Source organism: Proteus appendicitidis, assembly GCF_030271835.1.
GTDB lineage: Bacteria > Pseudomonadota > Gammaproteobacteria > Enterobacterales > Enterobacteriaceae > Proteus > Proteus appendicitidis.
Genome location: NZ_CP127389.1, coordinates 3939627 through 3957351 on the forward strand (window position 1 = coordinate 3939627; position 17725 = coordinate 3957351).

The following is a 17725-nucleotide window of genomic DNA, read 5'->3' on the forward strand; positions in this document are numbered from 1 at the left end:
GGAATAGAAATAATAAAAAAATAAAAAATAGAATTAATTTGTTGTTGCAGATGCTTTTTTAATAGAGGCGACAGCGGCTTTTAACACGCCTAAGCCATCTACTTTTCCGTATAACAAAGAATCGATCACTTCGACCGGCTTATTAGGGAGTAATTTTTGGATATCAGGCAACATCCAGCTAATTTGTGGACCCAGTAAAATCAGATCCGCATCCTGTCCTTTTTGTGCCGCTAAGGTTTCAGGAAATGCTTCAATGACCACAGGCACTTCATATTTTTCTGCTTGCGCTCGCATTTTGGTCACGAGAAGAGATGTTGACATGCCAGCAGAACAAAATAAGTAAATATATTTCTTTTGCATAAAACCCTCTTGAGTTGGCAACGATTTACCCTAGAGATAACAAGGCTTTCTCTTGTGCATTCATTACTGTGTCAGTACAGAAACCGAAGTAAGATTAAAATAAGGATTGTTTCTGCTTGAATGAAGTATACGCAATGATACTAGTTAACGATATTTCTTATCAGTTCAGAATTGTCTCTCCTTGACCTACTCTTTTGACACTCTTCACAAATTGAGCAAATAATCTGAAGAGTTCTTTCACGTCACGAAATTTGTCTTTCTGATCAACATCTATGACCATTCGCAAAATTTCGCCATTTAAGTCAAGTTAATTCTTTATTATTATGAGAATGTGAATTAGTATCATTACTCTTTATATTTTTGATGGTATTATCGTCTTCTTTGTGGATCGACATTTAGGCCACTGCTGTAAAGATCCGTGTTATTTCGTGTTGCAACAATATGGGAAAGAGAATGTTTAAAAAGTCATTAAGCCCACTGTTTTTACTGCTTTCTTCACTTGTTATCGCTGGTTGTGATAACGCTCAAGACACATCAACAGCACAATCAGCAGAGAAACAAACTCTCACGATTGAACATTTCCAAGGGACAACTGAAATCCCTGCACATCCACAAAAAGTGGTTGTGATGAATATGGAAACCCTCGATATTATTGATGCATTAGGTGCTCCTATTGTTGGTCTTCCACAAACGAATGTTCATTTACCAAAATTCTTAGAGAAGTACACCAATCCGAACGACTATATCAATGAAGGTGCATTATTTGAGCCTAACTATGAAAAGCTCAGCACAACAGCACCTGATTTAATTTTAAGTGGTAGCCGTGCTCGTGATGCGTACCCAAAATTAAGTGAAATTGCACCTGCGATTTCAATGGATATCGACCCTAAACATTTTGTCGAAAGCCTTGCTGAACGTACAACAACATTAGGTCAAATTTTTGGCAAAGAAGAACAAGCCAAAAAATTACTGGCTGATTTCAATAGCAAAATTGCTACCGTAAAAGCCAAAACGCCAGACGCAGGTAAAGCAATGGTCGTTTTAGTCAGTGGCGGTAAAATTTCTGCTTATGGTCCAGGCTCTCGCTTTGGCTTTATCTATGATGTATTAGGTTTTGAACCCGCTTATGTTTTTGATAGCCCAGGTTCACACGGCAACATCGTTAACTCTGAATTACTGTTAAAACTTAACCCAGATTGGATGTTTGTTATTGACCGTGATGCCGCAATTGGTCGTGAAGATTCACAACCTGCTCAACAAGTTCTAGATAATGCACTGGTAAGAAAAGTAAATGCTTGGAATAAAGATCAAGTTATCTATCTTGATGCAAGTTCCATTTATATCTCTGGCGGGATCCAAACTTACTCTCGCTTAATGGATACAATTAATCAGGCATTGGATCAAAAAAAATAAAGTAACTGAATGAAAACGTTCCATTTATCATTGGGGATAGGGGTTATCGCTATCCTCTCAATGATCAGTCTATTTGTCGGCGCAGGAGATATTACTCCTGCTTCTCTTTTTTCTGATCCTGATATGCGTGATATCTTCTTTATCAGCCGAGTTCCAAGAACCCTATCATTATTACTCGCCGGTGGTGCCATTAGTGTTGCAGGTTTAATCATGCAACTACTCACTCAAAACCGCTTCGTCGAACCCTCTCTTGCAGGAACCACACAATCTGCAAGTCTGGGATTATTAGTCGTCATGCTGCTCTTTCCCGCGGCTGGCATCTTTACCAAAATGATGGTCGCAACGGTTTTTGCCCTTTTGGGTACGTTGTTGTTTATGTTGCTTTTGCAAAGGATCACCTTAAAAACAACACTGATAGTTCCTTTAGTCGGCATTATGCTCAGTGCAGTTATTGGCGCACTCACCATCTTCTTAGCGGTATATTTCGATTTACTGCAATCATTAGATGCATGGACAAGTGGCGATTTCTCAAGTGTGCTACAAGGCCGTTATGAGCTGTTATGGCTTGTCGGTGCGTTAGCAATCATGGCGTGTTGGGTTGCAGATAGCTTTACTGTTGCCGGAATGGGACGTGAATTTTCCATTAACGTAGGACTCAATTACCGCAAAGTGATGATCATTGGATTATCGATTATCGCGCTTATCAGTGGTGTTGTGGTTTCTGTTGTCGGTGCATTACCTTTCCTCGGCTTAATTGTGCCTAATCTGGTGAGCTTAGTGATGGGCGATAACATCCGCAAAACCATTCCTTGGGTTTGCTTAAGTGGTGGTGCGATTGTTTTACTGTGTGATGTGATTGGCCGCCTTATTCGCTACCCATTTGAAATTCCTGCCAGCGTTATTTTGGGCGCAGTGGGTGCCGTTATTTTCCTTTTCTTAATATTAAAGCAGCAACGTTATGCAAAAAGTTAATTCATCCATAATTAGCAAATGTACTGGCGCTGTCGAACATAAGAAAATGCGCCTCTCACCTATGTCTCGCATCTGGTTATTATTAGGGGCATCGTTATTATCTATTGTGTTATTTATGACGATAAACCTAAACGGCAATATCTCTTATATTTTGACTCACCGCGCTTACATCATTCTTACTATGATTGTGGTGGCTTTTGCTGCGGGTGTTTCCACGATATTGTTTCAAACCATCGCCAATAACCGTATTTTGACGCCTTCACTAATGGGATTAGAAGCCCTGTTTGTATTGCTACAAACCGTGTTTGTTTTCTTTGAAGGCGATATGCCTGCCTCGTGGATGTTGAACCTATCTAAGTTTTTCTTAGAATCGACATTACTAGTGCTATTTTCCGTTGTACTCTACCGCTGGCTGTTTAGCTCTGTACGCTTTAACATTAATTTAGTCCTCATGATTGGGATTATTTTAGGCACGCTATTTCGTAGTTCGGCTACGCTATTACAACGTTTGATGGACCCTAATGAGTTTTCCATCTTACAAGGTCGCATGTTTGCCACTTTCACTCGTGCCACTCCTGATCTTATCTTTTGTGCCTTAGCCATAATTGTGGTTGTCGGTGTTTTACTTTGGCGTATGCGTTATAGCTTTGATGTCATGGCATTAGGACAAGCAAATGCCATTAACCTCGGGATTAATTACCGCAAGCAGACCACTTATATTCTGTTACTGATTTCTGTTTTAGTTGCAGTTTCTACCGCTTTAGTTGGCCCGTTAACCTTCTTGGGTTTAATTGTCGCTAACCTTGCTTACCATATCAGTGGCAGCAGCCAGCACCGTTTCTTGATGCCCGTCGCCTTCCTACTGGGTACGATTGCCTTAGTCGGTGGACAACTGGTTTTAGAGTACGGTTTAAAAATGACAGGAACACTTTCTGTTGTGATTGAGTTTGTTGGTGGGATGTTCTTTATCTATTTGGTGTTAAGAAGACTTTAATATGATTGAAATCAGCAAAATATCAAAACGTTATCAAGACACAACCGTTCTCGATAATATTACAACAACAATTCAACGTGGCGGTATTACTTCGATCATCGGCCCTAATGGCGCGGGTAAATCAACACTACTTTCTGTTATTGGACGTTTATTACTTCCTGAAAGTGGCATGGTGACCGTTAATGGTATGGATGTTGCTGCAACTGATAGCGATATTCTTGCTAAAAATCTTTCAATACTGCGTCAAGAAAACCAGTTTGTTAGTCGTTTAACCGTAGAAGAATTAGTCAGTTTTGGGCGTTATCCTTACAGCAAAGGTCGTTTAACGCTCGATGATAAAAAAGTCATTGATGAGTCATTAGACTTTTTAAATTTAACTGAATTTCGTTATCGCTATCTAGATGAATTATCGGGTGGGCAACGTCAACGTACCTATGTTGCAATGGTGCTATGCCAAGACACAGAATATGTCATGCTTGATGAACCACTGAATAACCTTGATATGAAGCATGCGGTGATCATGATGAAACTTCTGCGAAAAGCCGCAGATGAATTAGGAAAAACCATTATTATCGTTATTCATGATATCAATTTTGCCTCTGTTTATTCTGACTATATTTTAGCCATGCGTAACGGACAACTGTATTATCACGGTTCACCAAAAGAGATCATGAAAGCAGATATTATCGAAGATATTTTCGATACACCCGTTGACGTTAAAGAGCTAGATAATAAGCTAATTGCTATGTATTACTAATTTCCATGTATTACTAATGCCATTTAGCCCGATTATCTTCAATAAAAAGCATGTTGTTCTTCTCATTAACAACATGCTTTTTTATTGCCTTTTCCCTTGCTGAAGTAACTCTGAATCAATATCCTCAAAGATAGATTGCCATTCATTATCATCAATATCCATTAATCCAAAATAACGCAGTAAAAAGGTGCCTTCTGTCGCTAAAAATGCCAATCGAGCGCGTTTTCCGGCTTCTGTTGTCGTATCAACACCTGCTAACCGTTGCTGATACCACTCTTTTGTACTTTGCAGATATTCAGGCGTTTGTAGCAATGCCGCCATCAAACTCGCCCCTTTGGCAAAAGAGACTTTATCGTGATTGTGAGTGGCATGAATATGGGCAGCAACACGATTATCAGGAGAATGATCCTTTTCAACGATTTTTTTAAATTGCGTTTCATAACTGCCTTCCCAGTGTTCAAACATGGCATCTATCATCGCCTCTTTACTGCTAAAACAGTATTGAACGCCTCCTTTTGAGATCCCCATTCTTTTTGCAACAGTATCAATCGTTAATGCTGCCGCTCCTTGCTCCATCACAATGTCGAAGATAGCTTCTAACAGTTTTTCTCTATCAATGGTTCTTTGACGTCCCATAAAAAAACCCCTTTTCAATACGGTCGTATGGATTTATATTGTAGCCGCTAGTAAAAATAATACACATAAAAATAACTGAGATTTCTATGATAAAAGATTATAAACGTTGGATAGTATTACTTTTGGTATCTAGCATGCTGTTTCTGATTGTTGTTGATGTAACAGTGCTTTATACCGCATTGCCACGTTTAACTTATGATTTAAACGCAAGTGCATCAGAAAAATTATGGATAATGAATGCTTATCCATTGATTGTTGCTGGATTATTGCCCGCAGCGGGTATGCTCACAGACAGGATCTGTCATAAAACACTCTTTATTTGTGGCTTACCGCTATTTGCTCTCGCTTCTTTGTGTGCGGCTTTTTCTCCCACCGCAACAACCTTAATTGCTTCTCGTGGTTTTTTAGCGGTAGGAGCAGCAATGAGTATGCCAGCAACATTATCAATAGTGCGCCAAGTTTTTTGCGATCCACAAGAGCGGGCTATTGCAATTGGTATTTGGTCTGCGGTTGCATCTGGCGGTGCTGCTTTAGGACCTTTAATTGGCGGTATTTTATTAAATAACTTTTGGTGGGGTTCTGTCTTTTTAATTAACGTTCCCATTGTGCTTTTAGTATTACCGTTTTCTATTTGGCTGATTCCTACATTTGCAGGGCATGGTCGCCATAAAATCGATTATTTAAGCTCAGTACTTATTTTAGTGGGTTTGATCAGTGCCATTTATGCCTTAAAAGAAATAGGAAAACCTTATACACAGTGGAATGAAGCTACGATTGCTACCATTATTGCCGTCGTTTTCCTCACCCTATTTACTTTACGCCAACGTAAACAGACTCACCCAATGATTGACTTTAAGCTATTTAAAAATCGCTTTTTTAGTATCGGTATTTTAATGGCGGTGCTTTCTATGGTGATCATTGTAGGCATTGAATTATTGCTTAGCCAACGTTTACAGCTTGTTGCGGGTTTTACGCCTTTAAATGCAGCATTAGTGATCTTACCTATCCCAATTGGCTCTGTACTTGCTTCTCCATTGGCAGGTTATTTCTTGGGTCGTTTAGGTGAAGTTCGCTTAATTATTGCCGGATTTATGCTTACTTTAGTGGGAAATCTGTGGTTAATTGCCATTTATCAAACAACATCGCCAATGGTGTTAATCGGTAGCTTATTCTTAATCGGCTTTGGTTTAGGTATTATTTTTACTACCGCATCGACATCAATTATGTTGAGTGTTGCAGATAGACAAGCAGGAATGGCGGCATCAATTGAAGATGTGGCTTATGAGCTAGGCAGTGTGATTGGTGTGACTTTTATGGGCAGTTTAATGAGTACGGTATACACCTTAAAACTGATGCTACCTGACTCATTAACAATTAATGATGCGGTATATGACAGTTTAGATGAGGCACTTATTGTGGCAGAAAAATTACCAAATGATGTGGCTTCTCTGGTTATCTCTCAGGCAAACATCGCCTTTGAAAATGCCTTTTTTGTCGTGCTAACTGCGACTGCAATTATTACTGCACTTAGCTTAGTGGTTCTCCCTTATTGTTTACGTAATATTGTAAGGACAAAAGTGGCTTAAATTGTGAAGTGATTTCTACAAAATAAACGCGTCTAAATGGCGCGTTTTTAATATCAACTAAAATCTATCGATATCCAGTGCATCCATACTAAAATGCGAAGGTGATTGTCCCATCTGCTTTTTAAACATAGTTGAGAATGAACCGGCACTGTTATAGCCCAAATCAAAGGCAATTTCAGTAATTCCGCGGCCAGATAAGATTTGTGTTAATGAATTCAATAAGCAGACTTGTTGTCGCCATTGTGAAAATGACATTCCTGTTTGTTGGCGGAAAAAACGACTAAAAGAGCGCTCACTTTTATGTAATCTATCTGCCCACTGTTGCGGTAAAGAGTCTATTTTAGGGTTACGAATAAAATCGCGACATAATTTAGCTAATTTACTGTCTTGTGGAATAGGTGCAAAAAACGGTAACGGTTTTGCTTTCGCTAATTCGCATAAGATTAACTGCATTAAAAGACCATCTCGCCCTTTTTTATCGTACTCTGCGGGTACATCTACAGCTTCAAGCAATAATTGACGAAAAAGAGGTGAAACACTGACAACTTCACATTGTTTGCTATGACGAGGTGCTGCGGAAGGCTCGATATACAAGCTTCGAGTACTCACATCTAACATACGAGTTTCATGCCCTGTTTCTGGCGGGATCCATACACCACAAGACGGTGGAATAACCCACTCACCATCATCTGTGCTGACTTCAATTAACCCCGTTGCAGGGTATAAAAATTGCGCTCGACGATGTTGATGCGTTTCTAACAACGTATTGGGTAAATAGTCTGTACCCAGCGCAATAACATCTCGGTCAAGTGAATCAACGCTTTTTAAAGGTACATTTCTCACAATTTAGGTCACTCTCTTTTTATTTTCGTCCTTTTAATATAGCAGTTATCGCGCGCCCTACACACTAGCAAATAATGGGCTATATAATTAAAATCGTTATATATTTAAATAAATAACGAAAATGCCCTATGTGAAATTTCAACCTTCTTGATATCTATTTAACATACCCTATTAACATCCAAAAAACGTGTTTTTAACACTGTCAATAAATAGGCTGAAATTCAAATGTCATTGTCTGGTTTTAGAATGTTGGCAAAAGATTAATCAACTACTATCCCTTTCGCAGAGGTTATTTCGAGCATTCTGCAATTATCTATGCATTCAATAATAATGCAGCGGATACCAGACATTCCCTTTATTCATAGCCTAGAAAAATCACGCACATTCTTTATATCAAGTATCGGGTATATCGGGATCCGCCTATTATGTTTAAGGTAGAGTTCATTATGAGCAATCAGTCCGATCACGATAGTGATACAAAGAGCATTCTCAGCGATGTTAGCCGCCGTCACTTTATTCAAGCTAGCTCAGCATTAGTCACGCTTCCTTTTCTCGCATCAAACTCTTTTGCTGCGACAACAGATAACGCGATTCCAGTAAAACCAATAACAACTGAAGATGGTGAACGCGTTGTTTCAACTTGCAGCAGCTTCGACTGTGGCGGTAAATGTGATATTCGTGCCCATGTAAAAGATGGCAAAGTTACCCGTATTAGCACACGCCCAGATGCAGATTTAGATGAAGAGATGCCTATTATGCGCGCCTGCGTTCGAGGCCGTGGTTATCGAAAATTTGTCTATCATCCAGACCGTTTAAAATACCCAATGAAACGCGTTGGAAAACGTGGCGAAGGAAAATTTGAACGCATCACTTGGGAAGAAGCAACCACCCTTATTGCGCAAAATATGCAACGCATTAACCAGCAATATGGTCCCGCTTCTCGCTTTGTGAGTTTAAGTACAGGCGTCACTGGCGGTATTTTCTCCGGTGCGAATATGTTACGTCGCCTGTTTAATATCACTGGCGGTTTTCTGGAAAACTATCACTCGGTTAGTAACGGTAATACCCTTGCGGTCACGCCTTATACTTACGGTACCGCAGCCAGTGGCAGTACATTAGATACGTTAGAAAATACCCCTCTGGTTATTTTATGGGGTCATAATCCTAACGAAACTATTTTTGGTCATTCAAACCATTTCTTCCAAAAAATGAAGAAAAACGGCACTAAATTTATTGTCGTTGACCCTCGTTATTCTGATACCGCCTCTTCTTTAGCTGATCAGTGGATCCCGTTACTACCAACAACAGATAACGCCATGATGGATGCGATGATGTATGTCATCGTCAGTGAAAACCTGCATGATCAAGCCTTTATCGATAAATACACTGTTGGCTTTGATGAACACCAAATGCCTGAAGGTGTGGGTGAAAATGAGTCTTTAGTTGCCTATTTAATGGGTAAAAAAGATGGCATTAAGAAAACCCCTGAATGGGCTGAAACCATCACTAAAGTACCCGCAGATACGATTAAACAATTAGCCCGTGAATACGCATCAACAAAACCGGCTGCATTAATGCAAGGCTGGGGTCCTCAGCGCCATATTTGTGGTGAACGGACGGCGCGCGGTGCAACATTACTTGCCACTATCACCGGTAATGTGGGTGTGCGTGGTGGTTGGGCGGCGGGTTATGGCATGGCATTAAACTCTGAACTGCGTAAAACCATCGCAGGGCCAAGCTTATTAACCAACCCAGTAAAAGCGAAAATTAATATCACCAACTGGGTGCAAGCGTGTGAAGATAAAAACTTAGTCACACCAAAAAATGGGTTACTGAATGCTGAGAAACTTGATACTGAAATCAAGATGATTTTCTCTATGGCGGGTAACTACATGACGAACCAAAATACCGATATTCTTCATGCCGCCAAAGTACTTGAGGATGAATCGAAAGTAGAATTTATTGTTTGTAGTGATCTCTACCTGACACCAAGTGCGAAATATGCCGATATTTTACTGCCAGAAACCAGCTTCTTAGAACGTTGGAACATCGGTGGTACATGGAGTTATGGCGACTACATTATTCTTTCTGAAAAAGTGATTGAGCCTGAATTTGAACGTCGTACTGACTACGATTGGTTACGTGAAGTTGCTGATAAATTAGGCGTGGGCGAACAATTTAGCGAAGGTAAAGAGACCGATCGCGATTGGATTGAATATTTAGTCAATGATGCAAGTGCTAAACGTCCTGAAGACGGTATCCCAACCTTTAAAGAGCTATTGGTTAAACGTCGTCATCTATTAAAACATCGTCCTCATACTCAAAATGTGGCGTTTGAGAAAAATATCCAAGATATCGAGAATAATCCATTCCCAACGCCATCAGGCAAAATTGAGATTTTCTCTAAGCGTTTATATGACATGAATAATGTCGATATTCCTGCACTCTCTCATTATGTACCCGCTATTGAGGGTCCTGAAGATACGTTAACAGATAAATTCCCGTTACAACTTATCACATGGAAAGGGCGTAACCGCGCAAACTCAACGCAATTTGCCAACCCTTGGTTGCAAGAAGTACAACGCCAAGAACTCTGGTTAAACCCGTTAGATGCCCAAGATAGAAACATCAAAGAGGGCGAGAAAGTCAAAGTGTATAACGATCGCGGAATAACGATGGTTCCCGTCAAATTAACACAACGAATTATGCCTGGTGTCGTCGCCTTGCAAGCAGGTGCTTGGTGGCAACCTGATGCAAAAGGCATAGATCAAGGTGGATGTGCCAACGTATTAACATCATCCCGTAGCACCGCAATGGCACACGGCAATGCTCACCAAACATTATTGGTCGAGGTAGCAAAAGCATGAGTAAATTTATCGTTTATCCCGCTGTGAGCAACAAACAGTTAGGATTTTATATCGACAGCGCTCGCTGTTCAGGTTGTAAGGCGTGTCAGGTTGCCTGTAAAGATAAAAACAACCTTGATGTCGGACGCAAATTTCGTCGTGTCTATGAAATTACGGGCGGTGGTTATACCCGAAATCCTAAAGGCGCACTGGTCAATAATGTCTTTGCTTACACGTTATCTATTTCTTGTAACCATTGTGACGATCCGATTTGCGTTAAAAACTGCCCAACTACAGCAATGCATAAGCGTGAAGGTGACGGCATTGTGATGGTAGATACAGACAAATGCGTCGGTTGTGGTGCTTGTGCTTGGTCTTGCCCTTATGGCGCGCCACAGATGAACCCAGAAACCAAACAGATGTCAAAATGCGACTTTTGTATCGATTTACAGCAAAAAGGTGAACAACCAGTTTGTGTCGCTACTTGTCCGCTAGGTGCAATTCAATTTGGCCCTATTGATGAACTACGTGAACGCTATGGCGATTTAGATTATGTCACGGGTTTACCTTCCCCTGAAATAACGCATCCTAACCTTGTTATTAACCCACATCAGGGTGCCAATAATGACGGAATTAATAATAAGGGAGAAAGAAAATGAATGAATGGTCATTATTAATCTTCACATTTATGATGAATGCGACCATTGGTCTTGCGCTAACAACAGGGCTTTTTGCTCGTCGCCTTTCTCATTATCTCAATGCAGAAAGCTACTATCGCTTTATGCTATTGGCCTTATTTGTTATTTGCGGATTGGCGGGTTTAGGCTCTATTGCCTCAATCACTCACTTAGGTGTGCCATTAAATGCCCCTAATGCGATTAGAAATGTTTTTTCTGCTTGGCTAAGTCGTGAAGTTGCCGTCACCGCTATTTTTGTTGGCGGCCTAGGCGTAACTTTTTTATGGCTCTGGCGCACTCGCAAACTCTCAATGCTGTTATTAAGCACCAGTATTCTGATTGGGCTATTTGATATTTATTGCATGGCATCGATTTATCGCCATACCTCCATTTTGACATGGATGGACCCAAACACTTATGTGATGTTCTTCGGGGCAATGTTAACACTGGGTGCTGCTATTTTCTTTTTGCTGATCAAAGTATTACAACGCATAGGAAATAAGTTAGGTATTGAAATACCACCAGCCTCTTTCCCAATGCGCTGGAAATGGCAATTATGGGGAATAATGGCATTTAGCTTAATTGGCCGATTACTGTATCAACCTTTTTATGAGCAATATTTAACGAGTACGCTATATAGCCAAAAATCGGTGACATTCCCGTTATCACCTATTCAAGTCTATTACTCTATTGGTTCATTACGCACGACCTGTTGGATCTTAGCAACCTTTGCCGTATTGGCTTGTGGTTATAGTTTAGTGAAATTCCTAGCCCCTAAAAATCAAGATAAATCAACTGAGTCTATTTTTGCACTTGGCTGTGTGATCGCCATTATCTCTGACTTTATGTTGCGCTATGTTTTCTACTCAATTCACTAATCGTCATTGAGCATGTTGTTTCAATAATAAAAAAACAAACCTCATTAACTGGGGTTTGTTTAAGGAAGTATCAAAAATTATGAGCAGACTCTCTTATTATGCGGCTGCATTTAATTTATTGGGAATTTGTTATTTATTCCCACCTGATGATGACACCAATAAAACTGCACTCAACTTTTTTAAAACTGGGGATTTTGCAACACAGTGGCCTTGTAAAATTGAAAGTCGTTTGTGTGAACGTTTAATTGATTCCGCTTCTATCGATACAGCGCAATTAAAAAACCAATGGCAAAATCTTTTTGTTGGCCCTAATGCATTGCCTGCCCCTCCTTGGGGTTCGGTTTATTTAGATCCTGAGGGTTTATTACAAGGGGATTCTACCCTTGCATTGAGTGAATTTTTAAAACGGGAACGTTTAAAAGTAAACACGCCTTTTCCAGAGCCTGTTGATCATATCGGTTTGATGTTATTTCAAGCGGCAGTATTGGCATCAGAAAAAAGAGAAGACGCGGTTAATGAATTATTTTCCCTTCATTTAACCACATGGCTACCTCACTATTTAAATAAATTAAAAATGAGTGGGTATAGCCAATTTTATAGCACATTAACAGAACTGGTAACCATCACGGTGAACGCATTCAGAAAATAGAAATCTATTAACAACTTATCATCCTAACATAATTATTTAAGGTAATTTGGACCACGCACCCAAATTACCTTTTTTCATTAAGAACATCCCTTTTAAAATTATGATGATTTTAATCCCAAGCGTTTTGTTAAACGACGTAAATTCGCCGGATCAAGTGATAATTCTCGCGCGGTTGCAGCCCAATTTTGGTTATTACGTAACAATGCTTGTTTAATTAAATCTCGCTGAAATTCATCCGTTGCTTCTTTTAGATTTTTTTCTTCTGAAGGTAACGTTTGAGCGCCTGAGTGAACTGGATTTTCAGCCCCCAAAGCAAAATGGCTGACTTGTAAAATAAGACTATCGGTTTTATTTCCGGCTCTTGCTAAAACAATTGCTCGGTGAATGGTATGTTCTAATTCACGCACATTACCCGGCCAAGAATAGTGCAATAAATAAAGGCGTAACTCAGGGCTAATAATCACTTGAGTAAGATTAAAACGTTGACGATATTGCTCACAAAAATAACCCACTAAGAGCAAAATATCTTCGTCTCTTTCTCGTAATGGCGGAACATGCAAAGGAAAAATGCTTAATCGATGGAAAAGATCAGCACGGAAATTTCCCGCCAAGACTTCTTCCCATAAGTCACGATTTGTTGCGGCTAATACACGTACATTAACGCGTAAATTACGATCATCACCAATCCGTTGAATATCGCCATATTGTAAGACACGCAGTAGTTTAGCTTGGAGTGATAATGATAACTCCCCTATTTCATCAAGAAATAACGTTCCGTTATCTGCCATTTCAAATTTACCACTACGATGGCTAATTGCACCGGTAAAAGCCCCTTTTACATGCCCAAATAATTCACTTTCCGCCACGCTTTCAGGAAGTGCTGCACAATTTAAATAGACTAACGGATTATCTGCACGATTAGACATTTCATGAATGGCTTTTACCACCAGCTCTTTACCGGTTCCTGTTTCACCACTCACTAAAATATTCATATCAGCGGGAGCAACAATTTCTATCTCTTTTTTCAGTTGCATCATCGAAGACGATAAACCAATAATTTCTGTTTTGACTGTGGGCTTAAACGTATTGGTTGGCGTAAATAACATATTTTGATTTTCGAGTTGCTCAATCAATAACGCATTATTTAATGCCCCAGAGGTTAATGCGGCAATTAAACGTAATTCTTCATCACTAAAGGTATCAAACTGATGAGGGTCCATTCCATCAAGCGTTAACGTACCAATTAAATCTTGTCCCGCAAATAATGGTAATCCGACACAAGCATGAACTTTTAAATGTTCTCTATCTGGAATAAGCCCATCATAAGGATCGGGTAAATCACTGTCTGCTGGGAAGCGAACCACATCGCCTGCTCGCGCGATAGTTTCAAGACGAGGATGCCCTTCAAGTAAAAATCGCCGACCTAAAACATCAGGGACAAGGCCATCTATAGCTAATGGAATAAACTGATGAGGCTCATAACGAAGCAACGCTGCTGCATCGCAATTTAGCACTTGCCGTAGTGTCGTCACCAGCCGTTGAAACCTATCTTGATGACCTACATCTTTTTGTAATTCAATGGCAATTTTAGCCAGCACATCAACAGAAAAACCCATAAAAACACCTCATAGTCATTATGACTGTTATTATGGTCATTTTGACATGATAAAGATAGTCATATTGACAACATTAAAATCACCAAAAAATAAAAACCATTTGAAAACAACAAGATAAAAACTGGCACGCTTCTTGATTATATCAATACATATCCCTATGAAAAGATTAATGAGAAGGAACAATACAAAATGGCTATTCATGTTAAAAACAATGTTAATTGGGTTGGACAACGTGACTGGGAAGTTCGTGATTTTCATGGCACTGAATACAAAACATTATTAGGCAGTAGCTACAACAGTTACCTAATACGTGAAGAAAAAAATGTGCTTATTGATACGGTTGATCATAAATTTAGCCGTGAATTTGTGCAAAATTTGCGCATACAAATTGCTCTGGAAGAGATTGACTACATTATTATTAATCATGCAGAAGAAGATCACGCTGGCGCACTCACTGAGCTAATGTCTTTTATTCCTAATACCCCCATTTACTGCACAGCAAATGCCATTGATTCAATCAATGGTCATCACCATCATCCTGAATGGAATTTTAATATCGTTAAAACAGGCGATAGCCTAGATATTGGTAATGGCAAACAACTCATTTTTGTTGAAACGCCAATGTTACATTGGCCTGACAGCATGATGACTTATTTAACGGGTGATGCGATTTTATTTAGTAACGATGCCTTTGGTCAGCACTATTGTGATGAACGTTTATTTAACGATGAAGTTGACCAAACAGAATTATTTGAGCAATGCCAACGCTATTACGCCAATATTTTGACGCCATTTAGTCGCCTTGTAACACCCAAAATTAATGAAATTTTAGGCTTTAACTTACCTGTTGATATGATTGCTACTTCTCACGGTGTGGTATGGCGTGATAATCCAACGCAAATCGTTGAATTATATTTAAAATGGGCAGCAGACTATCAAGAAGATCGCATCACTATTTTCTATGACACCATGTCAAACAATACACGAATGATGGCAGATGCGATTGCACAAGGTATCAACGAAATTGATCCGAATGTGTTTGTAAAAAGCTACAATGTCGCCAAAAGTGATAAAAATGACATTATCACTAGTGCTTTTCGTTCTAAGGGTGTGTTAGTCGGTTCATCGACAATGAATAATGTGATGATGCCAAAAATTGCAGCGATGCTTGAAGAGATGACAGGCTTACGTTTTCGTAATAAAAAAGCGGCAGCTTTCGGGAGTTATGGTTGGAATGGTGGCGCTGTTGATCGCATTCAAACTCGCTTGATGGATGCCGGATTTGAAACCGCACTGGCGCTAAAAACCAAATGGCGTCCAGATATGCAAGCTCAAGAGATTTGTCGTGAATATGGTCGTGAAATTGCACGTCAATGGGCTTTAGCACCACTTCCTTCAACTCAATCTTGTTGCACAACCTCATCACAACCTGAAATTGCCACAAATGTTGAAGCGGTAGATTTAGGTCCATGTATGCAATGCAGCGTGTGCCAATGGATTTACGATCCGGCAATAGGCGAACCCATGCAAAACGTTCAACCTAATACGCCATGGAGCGAAGTTCCTGATAGCTTCTTATGCCCTGAGTGCTCATTAGGAAAAGATGTCTTTGATGCGCTGGCAAAGGAGGCAAAATGAGTGCAGACCTTCTCAATAATGGGATTGTAATTATTGGTGCAGGCTTTGCCGCACGCCAATTAGTCAAAAATATTCGCAAATTTAATACCGATATTCCCATTACTCTCATTGCTTCAGATAGCATTGATGAATATAACAAGCCAGATTTAAGCCATGTGATTAGTCAGGCTCAAACTGCAGATGATTTAACAAAACAAACAGCGGAAGACTTTGCACAACAGTATCAATTAGCGATTTATCCTTATACACAAATTATTGATATTAATACGGATGAAAAACGTATTCAGAGCGCCCAAGGTGAGCAATGGTATTACGATAAATTGATATTAGCGACAGGAGCTAAAACTTATTGCCCTGCTATTTCAGGTCATGAGTTAATGTTTACGCTTAATAGCCAACAAGAGTATCGAACTTATCAGGTACAAATTCATCAAGCTAAACGTATATTAATTTTAGGTGCAGGATTAATTGGCACTGAATTAGCCATGGATTTTAGTCGGGCAGGCAAAGAGGTGATCCTTGCCGATATTTCAGGGCAATTATTATCTTCTCTGATCCCCTCCGATCTCAGTGGTCGCTTACAATCGAGCCTCACTGAAATTGGTGTTCAATTAATGCTTAAATCACCGTTACAGTCATTAACACAAACAGATAACGGAATTTTAGCGACATTTAATCAGCATCATCAATTAACCGTTGATTGTGTTATTGCCGCAACAGGGCTTGCGCCGAATATAGCGCTTGCTCATTTGGCAGGTTTACATACTGACCGTGGGATTATTGTGAATGAATATCTACAAAGTAGTGACAAAGATATTTATGCCTTAGGTGATTGTGCACAAATCAAGGGAAATTTATTACCTTTTTTACAGCCCATCCAATTAAGTGCGATGCATTTAGCAAAATCACTTGTAGGTGAAAATAATGCGCCTCTTAATTTACCGCCAATGATTATTCGGGTGAAAACACCGTTAATGCCTCTACATCTTGCCGGTGAAACCGCGCGTAATGACTTAACGTGGAATATTAACACAACACAATCGGGTGTTATCGCTAAAGGCTTTGATCAAAATGACGTATTACGTGCCTTTGTGGTAACAGAAGAGCAGGTAAAAGAAGCTTTTACATTATTGCGAGCGCTGTCCGCTTAATTTAAATAACATACGAGATACTGATATGAATTTACGTGATAAACCTCTCGGCCAACTGGCTTTATCTATTTCAGGTGCCAGTGCCATATTTCGTCAATATAACCTCGACTTTTGCTGTGGAGGGAAAAGAACATTAAGTAAATCTGCAGAAAAAGCAGGACTTAATATTGATGAAATTGAAAATAAACTTATCGCCCTTTCAGAACAACCTTTAGAAAAAGATTGGCGACAAGCACCATTAAGTGAAATTATTGATTTTATTATTGTTCGTTATCATGACAAGCACAGAGCGCAATTACCAGAGCTTATTCTACAAGCAGAAAAAGTAGAGCGGGTTCATGAAGCAAAACCGACTGTTCCGAAAGGACTAGCTCGTCAATTAACACTATTATTAGATGAACTGACAAGCCATATGATGAAAGAAGAACGCATTCTCTTTCCTATGATAAAAAATGGATTAGGAAGCCAAGCCAGTGCTCCCATTAGTGTTATGGAACACGAACATGATGATGCAGGAGAAATTGTTGAAGTAATTAAGTTTATTACCAAAAACGTTACACCACCACCTGAAGCCTGTACCACATGGCGAGTGCTTTATAATGGTATTAATGAGTTTATTGATGACTTAATGAATCATATTAGCTTAGAAAACAACTTATTATTTCCAAGAGCATTAGCGGGCGAGTAATAGTTCACACACAGGGGATTT

At 39.6% G+C, this 17725-nt stretch carries 16 protein-coding genes; 12 read left to right on the forward strand and 4 right to left on the reverse strand.

What is annotated here, in order from left to right:
• Window positions 1-33: 33 nt before the first annotated feature.
• The gene (locus QQS39_RS17970) at window positions 34-360 is read right to left on the reverse strand and encodes a PTS sugar transporter subunit IIB (RefSeq protein WP_069369489.1); all 327 of its coding nucleotides are present in this window, start codon (window positions 358-360) and stop codon (window positions 34-36) included.
• A 453-nt stretch (window positions 361-813) separates the two neighbouring features.
• Here QQS39_RS17970 and QQS39_RS17975 point away from each other — a divergent pair, with 453 nt between their 5' ends.
• Genes QQS39_RS17975 through QQS39_RS17990 form a run of 4 tightly spaced genes read left to right on the forward strand, consistent with a single transcriptional unit; the run spans window position 814 to window position 4496 of the window.
• Window positions 814-1773, forward strand: coding sequence for a siderophore ABC transporter substrate-binding protein (locus QQS39_RS17975; protein WP_151436421.1), 960 nt, complete (start codon window positions 814-816; stop codon window positions 1771-1773).
• 9 nt (window positions 1774-1782) lie between these two features.
• Window positions 1783-2745 (forward strand): ABC transporter permease, encoded by a 963-nt coding sequence (locus QQS39_RS17980; protein ID WP_151436422.1) that lies wholly within the window; start codon window positions 1783-1785, stop codon window positions 2743-2745.
• Entirely contained in the window at window positions 2732-3739 is a 1008-nt protein-coding gene (locus tag QQS39_RS17985; protein ID WP_196569790.1) for an iron chelate uptake ABC transporter family permease subunit, read from the forward strand. Before QQS39_RS17980 ends, QQS39_RS17985 begins: the two co-directional genes overlap by 14 nt.
• 1 nt (window position 3740) lies before the next feature.
• Window positions 3741-4496, forward strand: coding sequence for an iron ABC transporter ATP-binding protein (locus tag QQS39_RS17990; protein ID WP_151436424.1), 756 nt, complete (start codon window positions 3741-3743; stop codon window positions 4494-4496).
• An 81-nt stretch (window positions 4497-4577) separates the two neighbouring features.
• Here QQS39_RS17990 and QQS39_RS17995 read toward each other — a convergent pair whose 3' ends face one another.
• A complete protein-coding gene (locus QQS39_RS17995) occupies window positions 4578-5132 on the reverse strand; it encodes a TetR/AcrR family transcriptional regulator (protein WP_285805098.1) in 555 nt (184 codons plus the stop codon).
• Between the two features lie 86 nt (window positions 5133-5218).
• Here QQS39_RS17995 and QQS39_RS18000 point away from each other — a divergent pair, with 86 nt between their 5' ends.
• Complete coding sequence (locus QQS39_RS18000; protein WP_285805099.1) at window positions 5219-6718, forward strand: MFS transporter; 1500 nt, start codon at window positions 5219-5221, stop codon at window positions 6716-6718.
• 57 nt (window positions 6719-6775) lie between these two features.
• On the opposite strand, the gene QQS39_RS18005 is transcribed toward QQS39_RS18000, so the two are convergent.
• Window positions 6776-7561 carry an AraC family transcriptional regulator gene (locus QQS39_RS18005; RefSeq protein ID WP_072068907.1) on the reverse strand — a complete coding sequence of 262 codons (786 nt, stop codon included), beginning with the start codon at window positions 7559-7561 and terminating at the stop codon, window positions 6776-6778.
• A 446-nt stretch (window positions 7562-8007) separates the two neighbouring features.
• Here QQS39_RS18005 and QQS39_RS18010 point away from each other — a divergent pair, with 446 nt between their 5' ends.
• From QQS39_RS18010 to QQS39_RS18025, 4 genes are all read left to right on the forward strand, one after another.
• On the forward strand, window positions 8008-10428 hold the full coding sequence (locus tag QQS39_RS18010) for a DMSO/selenate family reductase complex A subunit (protein ID WP_151436428.1): 2421 nt from the start codon (window positions 8008-8010) through the stop codon (window positions 10426-10428).
• Complete coding sequence (locus QQS39_RS18015; protein WP_075673997.1) at window positions 10425-11066, forward strand: DMSO/selenate family reductase complex B subunit; 642 nt, start codon at window positions 10425-10427, stop codon at window positions 11064-11066. Before QQS39_RS18010 ends, QQS39_RS18015 begins: the two co-directional genes overlap by 4 nt.
• Window positions 11063-11962, forward strand: coding sequence for a dimethyl sulfoxide reductase anchor subunit family protein (locus QQS39_RS18020; RefSeq protein ID WP_285805100.1), 900 nt, complete (start codon window positions 11063-11065; stop codon window positions 11960-11962). The genes QQS39_RS18015 and QQS39_RS18020 overlap by 4 nt, the downstream gene beginning before the upstream one ends.
• Before the next feature lie 79 nt (window positions 11963-12041).
• Complete coding sequence (locus QQS39_RS18025) at window positions 12042-12611, forward strand: molecular chaperone TorD family protein (RefSeq protein ID WP_151436430.1); 570 nt, start codon at window positions 12042-12044, stop codon at window positions 12609-12611.
• A gap of 98 nt (window positions 12612-12709) precedes the next feature.
• On the opposite strand, the gene norR is transcribed toward QQS39_RS18025, so the two are convergent.
• A complete protein-coding gene (norR, locus tag QQS39_RS18030) occupies window positions 12710-14227 on the reverse strand; it encodes a nitric oxide reductase transcriptional regulator NorR (RefSeq protein WP_285805101.1) in 1518 nt (505 codons plus the stop codon).
• Window positions 14228-14416: 189 nt separating this feature from the next.
• Between norR and norV the strand changes: the two genes are divergently transcribed.
• From norV to ytfE, 3 genes are read left to right on the forward strand one after another with little or no spacing between them, the layout of a single operon-like run.
• Complete coding sequence (gene norV, locus QQS39_RS18035; protein WP_285805102.1) at window positions 14417-15865, forward strand: anaerobic nitric oxide reductase flavorubredoxin; 1449 nt, start codon at window positions 14417-14419, stop codon at window positions 15863-15865.
• Window positions 15862-17016 (forward strand): NADH:flavorubredoxin reductase NorW, encoded by a 1155-nt coding sequence (gene norW / locus QQS39_RS18040; protein WP_285805103.1) that lies wholly within the window; start codon window positions 15862-15864, stop codon window positions 17014-17016. Before norV ends, norW begins: the two co-directional genes overlap by 4 nt.
• 25 nt (window positions 17017-17041) lie before the next feature.
• Entirely contained in the window at window positions 17042-17704 is a 663-nt protein-coding gene (gene ytfE, locus QQS39_RS18045) for an iron-sulfur cluster repair protein YtfE (protein ID WP_151436434.1), read from the forward strand.
• The last annotated feature ends 21 nt before the right edge of the window (window positions 17705-17725 follow it).